This window comes from Candidatus Endomicrobiellum pyrsonymphae (genome assembly GCF_020328025.1).
Classification (GTDB): Bacteria; Elusimicrobiota; Endomicrobiia; order Endomicrobiales; family Endomicrobiaceae; genus Endomicrobiellum; species Endomicrobiellum pyrsonymphae.
This window is the reverse complement of record NZ_JAIXMZ010000055.1, coordinates 1-7,494: the sequence shown is the minus strand read 5'-3', so window position 1 is coordinate 7,494 and position 7,494 is coordinate 1. Positions and strand designations below refer to the sequence as shown.

The window sequence follows — 7,494 nt, the reverse complement described above, 5'->3', positions numbered from 1 at the left end:
GCTACCAGGACAAGCGCAAGTAGCACAAGGTAGCGTACAACAACAACAAGCAAATTGGTCAAATTCAAATTGGTCTTCGCAACCTTACAGTAGCGTACAACAACAAGGACAAGTTGGTAACCAACCACAAGGCGTAGGACAATCACAATGGTCAGTTGGTATCCAACAACAATACCAAGACCGAATACAACGACACCAACAACAAATACAACTACTACAACAACAAGGACAAGTTGATAACCAACGACAAATAGAACTACACAAACAACGAATACAACAACTACAACAAGAACAACAACAATACCAACAAGAACAACAACAACACCAACAAGAACAACAACAACACCAACAACAAATACAACAAGCAAATTGGTTTTGGACACGAGGCGTACTACCACCACAACAACAAGGACAAACACAAGGACAATACCGATTTCCTATTCCCCCATATAAATCTAAACCACAAGATGAGAAAACACCACTACAAGGTGCCGGTGCTGGTGGCGACCTCGGTGGTGTCGGTGGCGTACCAAAATCAACAGTAGCAGTACCAAAATCACAAAGTGGCGTACAACCACCAGTAACACAAGGCACCTTCCCACCACCACCTGATGCAGAAGATTTATTGTCTAATCTTGATGATCTACCAGTAGCAGACGTACCACCACTCATTGTTGAACAACAACACGTGGACACCGGTAACAACAACTTCGACGTCGGATACGGTGGCGGAAGCACAGGTGGCGCACCACTACCCGTCGTCGTAATACAACCACCACCACTACTACCAGGACAACCACCAGTAACACAAGGCACCTTCCCATCACCACCTGTTGCAGAAGATTTATTGTCTAATCTTGATGATCTACCAGTAGCAGACGTACCACCCGGAACACCACCACCACAACACGAGGACGCCGGTAACAACAACCTCAATCTCGGCGACCAACAAAAATTCATTGTGAATCTGACGGAGACGGTAGGTGTGGTGATGAAGGAGGTGGAGAGTTGTGCGCTGAAGAAAGCGTCTCAGGAGATGTACGAGGAGAGGGGAGAGGTGCAAGAGGAGCAGGAGATGGCGATGGAGGTGGCGGCGAAGGAAGCGTTGAAGGTGCGGATATCGCAAGCGGAGGAGGAATTGATAGCGAAACTGATGGATGAGGATGAGATATTAAAGACAACGGTGTTGGAGAAGTCGCCGAAGTTGGCGCAGGATATACTGGCGCGTAATTTTACGCAGTACTATGAGGTGGCGAGGGAGGCTGATAAGATGATAACGCCACCACCGCCACTGCTGGAAGCAAAGGAACGTTGGGATATGTGGCACGCGTACCACGAGATAGATGCTGCGGTAAGTTGGATAATAAATGAGCGGGTGAAAAAAAATGTGATGGAGCAGCTACTGGGGACGGATTGGGAGAAGGAGATGGAGAGGAATACTTCTACTTTTTCGAATAATTTGGAGATGGTGCAGGCAGTGGTGGCGGACAGGATGATAAATAGGAAAGGGCAGGCGCTAATGGTGGCGTTGGAGAAGAATGTGAAGAATACGATGATAGGTCTGAAGAAGGTGGCGTTTGAGGCGATGAAGAATGTGAAATGAGGCAGGTGGTGGCGACGAAGGATAACAACAGTATAAAAAATCTTTGTACTAGTCTGAAAAGTCTTCGCGCTTCGGGTTTTACATTCATGAAATTAAAAATATTGCGTTCTAATAAATTGAACAGCAATAAAATTGGAAAAATTGTTGTTTGTTGATGTAATTTGATAAAATAAAGCAGAGGAGAAGATACGTATGACAGAGAGAAAAACAGTTGGGATAAAAATAGTTAGTGAAAAAGAAAGGCACGCGGATTAATAAGACTGACAAGAAGAAGTTATCGATATAAGAAACGAAAAGGAAGCGATGTCGCAGTACGAAAATGCTTAAAAGATTTAGCGAAAGAGAAGAGAAAATGATCACAATAAATGGAAAATGTAATCAGGCAACAGTGTATGCCAAATCACTTGAAATGGGGTGCGAGGATCAGATTTTGCAATATCTGGATCATCCAATGTTTGCGGACACGAAAGTGCGAATTATGCCGGATGTACATTTTGGTAAGGGCGCAACTGTTGGATTTACAACGACATGCAACGAGTACGTAGTACCGTCCATCATAAGAGTTGATATTGGTTGCGGAGTGAACGCCTACAATCTAGGACCTGGCGATGTGGCTTTTGATAAATTGGATAAATATATCCGCAAGCACATACCGTTTGGCAGAAAGGTGAATCCTTCTACCCACGATATGCTCGAAGAGGCCTATAAATATGTCTCAAATAACGATGTGAGTTTCAGAGAATTTATGGAAAAGGTTGGAGTCGTAGCAACGAAAATCAGATTTCCTGTTGAACGAGCATTTGCATCGCTTGGAACATTGGGCGGAGGCAATCACTTCATAGAGATTGATAAGGACAAAAACAAATCTCGCTGGCTTATGATTCATACCGGCAGTCGCGGTTTCGGATTATATGTGTCGAACCATTACCAAAATCTTGCTAACAAAAGGACAGAAGACAGCAGTCCCATAAAATTTCTGACCGATCGTGCCGCAGATAATTATATAGCCGATATGAAAGTAGCGCAGCTCTGCGCTCGCGTAAATCGCGCATTAATTGCGTTTCAAATCGGATGCGATTTTCTTAAGGTCGCCCACAATAAGCTCAAAGCCGTCAAAGCCGTCGTGAGTATTCACAATTACATCGATTTTGAACATAAAATAATACGCAAAGGCGCGATATCTGCCCAAAAGGACGAACAGTTGGTGATTCCGTTTTCCATGGCGGATGGCGCAATCATCGGAGTTGGAGAAGGTAATGCCGAGTGGAATTTTTCTGCGCCTCACGGCAGCGGACGAAAAATGTCTCGAACTGAAGCGAAAGATCTATCGATAGATGAATATCGCAAACGCATGGAAAACATTTGGTCTAGTTGTGTAAATGAAAATACCATCGACGAAAGCCCAATGGCATATAAGTCCACTAAAGATATACTAGATTTTATCGGTGAAACAGCGCATATAACACATCGTTTGCTGCCAATGTATAACTTTAAAGCCGATAAATAACGCCGAAATGCCTTGACTATAAACTTAGTTAATCAAGAGTAAGATTAGCTATTCTTGCTAGGAGTTTTTTCCATTGTCCTGTTTCAAACAAAACTACAAGTTTTAAATCATTTCCCGCGCCGTTTTTTTCAATAATTTTTCCTTTGCCGAAAACAGGGTGCGAAACTAACGTTCCTATTTTGTATGGGCTAGCATCTTCTGTTGGCGCATAAAGCGGCGCATCTTTTATTATTTCATCATCAGACGGCATGTAATCGTACGAGTTGTCATTTCTATACTTTACTTCAATTTTTGCATATTTTTTATAGCCTCCGCTGTTGCCAGTATCGTTCCATCTTGTTCTGTTAAAGCCTTGTCCAAAATTTTGAGATTTTTGAAAAACCTGCGTTTTTTCAGCAAGCTCGTCTTTAAATCCTGCTTCTTCGATAAAACGTGAGGGAATAATATTCCATTTAGTTTCGCCGTAAACCGTCCTTTCTGTTGCCCAACACAAGTATAAATGTTTTCTTGCTCTTGTCATACCAACATACATCAGTCTTCTTTCTTCAGCAAGATCTTCTGAATCAAAGGCAGATTTGCCTATTGGGAACAATCCTTCTTCGAGTCCGCACAGAAAAACATTGTTGAATTCCAAGCCTTTTGCTAAATGAAGAGTCATTAGGGTAACTTTCCCTTTAGATTCATCAAGAGAGTCTATATCACTTATTAAAGACACTTGTGTTAAATATCCGGCAAGAGTTTTGTCCGTCGACCTGTGTTCAAAATTGTCAATTGCGGAAACCAATTCACGTATATTTTCTATTTTTGATTTTGATTCGGGAGTATTTTCATTTTCAAGATCTTTTGAATATCCTGAGTACGTAATAACTTTTTTAGCTATTTCTTTAACAGAAGCGTTATTTTTTAAATCTGTAAAAGCTTTTACAAGCTGCCTAAAAGAGTTTAACGCCTCTACCGCGCTTTTTGTTAAACCTGCTTCTCGTGCAAAGGGAATAGCTTGCCAAATAGATATATCTTTAAGAATTGCAAATTTTTCTAAAGATTCAAGAGATGTTTTGCCAATTCCTCTTTTTGGAATGTTAATAATTCTTTTAAAACTCACATTATCGTTTGGATTGTGTATAAGTTTTAGATACGCCATAATGTCTTTAATTTCCGCTCTGTCATAAAAGCGTAATGTTCCTATGATGACAAAAGGCATGCCTGCTTTTATAAATGCTTCTTCAAATGTACGAGACTGCGCGTTTGTTCTGTAAAAAACTGCAAAATCTGAAAGATTATATTGATTTCTAAGCGTTTTAAGCGAAATTAAATCTATAACTTTTGCCGCTTCATCATTTTCGTTTACGGCGGTTACAACCGACACAGATCCGTCGTCAGGGTTTTGCGTCCATAGTTGTTTGTTTATTCTTTCGCTGTTGTGTTTTACAACTTGCCCCGCTGCTGTCAAAATTTTAGGAGTAGATCTGTAATTTTGTTCTAATTTAACAGATTTTGCATCCGGATAATCTTTTTCAAAATTCAAAATGTTAGTTACATCCGCTCCCCTCCACGAGTAAATCGATTGGTCATCATCCCCAACGACACATACGTTGTGATACTTTCCTGCCAACAGTTTTACAAACATATACTGCGCGTGGTTAGTATCTTGGTATTCATCAACCATAATATATTTATATTTTTCTTGATAATGCTCAAGCAGCGCCGGGTATTGTTGCAATGCTATTACTGTACGCATTATCAGGTCGCCAAAGTCCAAAGCGCCTGCCTTGTCCAACTTCTTTTGATAAAGTTGATAGATCGTAGCTGTTGTGGTTCCAACGAAGTCGTCATCAATGTCGGCTGCGACCGCCATGTCTGATGAAGATTTTAAATCGTCTTTGGCGCGGCTTATCTTATTGACTATAGTTGATATTTTAAACTTCTTTTCGTCAATGTTTAGTTCTTGTAAGCAGTCTTTTATTACGTTTTTCTGATCGGCAAAATCGTATATTAAAAAATCGGGATTTAATTCAATTTTTTTAGCTTCAACGCGCAAAAAATATGCGCAAAATGAGTGGAATGTAGATACCCATACATTTGCGCCTGCTTGAGGCGCTAAATCATTGACCCTTTGTTTCATTTCTGTAGCGGCTTTATTTGTGAACGTAACAGCTAAAATAGACCACGGAGCAACGCCTAAAGAAAGTAAGTATGCAATTCTGTGAGTTATGACTCTAGTCTTTCCTGTTCCCGCTCCTGCGAAGATTATTAAAGGTCCTTTAGTGAAAAAGACCGCCTCCGCCTGGGAAGGATTTAAATTCTTAGCTAATAAATCTTTCATTCTATTTTAATCCTATCAAATCATTTGAAATAGTAAAATATTCACTCAATTTGAATCTTGGTGGTGGTTTGTAATAGTTCCGTGCCGCCTTAGAGCGCGAGGTTATGAGTGGAGCATTTTTTAGAATCAACAATTTCAGCTGTTTTGAAACGAAATTATCTATAAAATCTTATAAGACTTTTCACAAGTTCTAAAATTGCCTAAAAAATACGAAGCGAATGAAGCTCAGCGGCAAGAATTTTTGGTACTTTTGTTTTGTTTAACAAAAGTACAAAGACAATTATATCATATCTTCTTAAAATTTTGATATAATACCAAAACTGTAAAGGGAGGTAAAATGGACATTTTATTTGAAAGAAAAAGCGTTCGTAAATATACGAACGAGGACGTTAAACAAGAAGATTTGGAGTATATTTTGCATGCGGCCATGTCTGCGCCTACCGCGAGAAACACAAGGTGTTGCTCTTTTTTGGTGATAAAAGATAAGGAAACGTATAAGAAAATTGCAGAAGTTCATCAAGCTGCGCAAATGATTTTGCAGGCTCCTCTTGCAATTTTAGTTGTTGGAGATCAAAATACGGCTTATGGTGGATATTTACCGCAAGACTGCGCTGTGGCAACGGAAAATATGCTTCTTGCAGCTACTGCAAAAGGGTATGGATCGGTTTGGTGCGGCATCTATTCAAACGAAGAAAGAGTGAAAGCTATAGAAAAACTCTTTGATCTTCCTGAAAATATAAAAGCTTTTTCACTAGTTGTTATAGGCAAGTCTGCAGACAAGAATCCGCCGAAAAACAGATGGCAGCCTGAAAAGATTAAGTACGAGGTTTGGAAATGATAAAGCAAAATGTAACAATGGCTTTAAATAATGTAGTTGCAAAATATTTAAATAGTAAAAATATTGAAAACGATATAAAATTTAGCGTAGAAATCCCACCCAAAAACATCAATGCTGATTTTGCTGTAAATGCCGCGATGCTTATAGCAAAGAAAATTAAGACAAATCCAAAAATCGTCGCGCAAGAAATAATAGGTATCATAATTAAAGAAATGCCGGGATTTATAGAGAAAGCTGAAATAGCCGGCGCGGGGTTTATAAATCTTCATCTTAAGAATGAAGTTTTTTATAGAGAGCTTGTTACAATTCTTAAAGAAAAAGATAAATATGGCAGTTTGCCTGAAAACAATAAAGAAAAAGTTATGCTGGAATTTGTTTCGGCAAATCCCACCGGTCCATTACATATAGGTCACGGACGTGGCGCTGCGATAGGAGATTCTCTCTCAAAGGTATTAAAACATCTCGGATATAATATATCAAAAGAATATTATTTAAACGACATCGGAAATCAAATGTTAATTCTAGCAAAATCCACAGAAATTCGTTACAGACAACTTAAGGGGGAGAAAATTGATTTCCCTAAAGATCACTATCAGGGCGATTATATAATTGATATTGCGAAACGTTTGATTGCCGAAAATAAAGACATAAGCGAAATAGATTTTAAACGCGAAGCTGTGAAAGATATTTTAAAAATGATAGAAAATGATTTAAAAGACTTTGCTGTAGAATTTGACAACTGGTTTTCAGAGGGAAAAATAGCCGCTGATAAAGACAAAGACGGTAAAACTGAAGTTGATAAAATGTGCGAATATCTTCTCTCAAAAGGCGATGCCTATGTGAAAGATAACGCGTTGTGGCTTGTTTCAACAAAGTTTGGCGATGACAAAGATAGAGTCTTGAAAAGATCCGACGGCAGATATACATATCTTGCTTCAGATGTGGCTTATCATAAAAATAAATTTGAGAGAGGATTTTCAAAACTTGTAAATCTTTGGGGAGCAGATCATCACGGATATGTTGCAAGAATAAAAGCTTGCATTCAAATGCTTGGATTTAATAAAGAATCTTTAAGTGTTATTTTGTACCAACTCGTTTCTCTTGTAAGAAATGGTCAGCCCGTTGCAATGTCAACGCGCACAGGCGAGTTTATAACTTTAAAAGCCGTTATCGATGAAGTTGGCAAAGATGCCTGTAGATTTTTCTTTTTACTTCGCGCTCCG

At 39.3% G+C, this 7,494-nt stretch carries 4 protein-coding genes and 1 pseudogene; 4 read left to right on the top strand and 1 reads right to left on the bottom strand.

The annotated features are described in order from the left end of the window. Together LE180_RS05250 and LE180_RS05245 are read left to right on the top strand one after the other, a co-directional pair. A pseudogene (locus tag LE180_RS05250) lies at positions 1-1,603 on the top strand (hypothetical protein); the annotation flags it as partial. Between the two features lie 319 nt (positions 1,604-1,922). Then, positions 1,923-3,110 (top strand): RtcB family protein, encoded by a 1,188-nt coding sequence (locus LE180_RS05245; RefSeq protein ID WP_374134407.1) that lies wholly within the window; start codon positions 1,923-1,925, stop codon positions 3,108-3,110. Between the two features lie 28 nt (positions 3,111-3,138). Here LE180_RS05245 and LE180_RS05240 read toward each other — a convergent pair whose 3' ends face one another. Next, complete coding sequence (locus LE180_RS05240) at positions 3,139-5,433, bottom strand: ATP-dependent helicase (RefSeq protein WP_374134406.1); 2,295 nt, start codon at positions 5,431-5,433, stop codon at positions 3,139-3,141. Positions 5,434-5,770: 337 nt separating this feature from the next. On the opposite strand from LE180_RS05240, the gene LE180_RS05235 reads away from it, so the two are divergent. Both LE180_RS05235 and argS read left to right on the top strand, forming a co-directional pair. Then, positions 5,771-6,271 (top strand): nitroreductase family protein, encoded by a 501-nt coding sequence (locus LE180_RS05235; RefSeq protein ID WP_374134405.1) that lies wholly within the window; start codon positions 5,771-5,773, stop codon positions 6,269-6,271. Continuing rightward, a partial coding sequence (gene argS / locus LE180_RS05230; protein WP_374134404.1) for an arginine--tRNA ligase occupies positions 6,268-7,494 on the top strand: 1,227 nt, incomplete at its 3' end. The genes LE180_RS05235 and argS, both read left to right, overlap by 4 nt.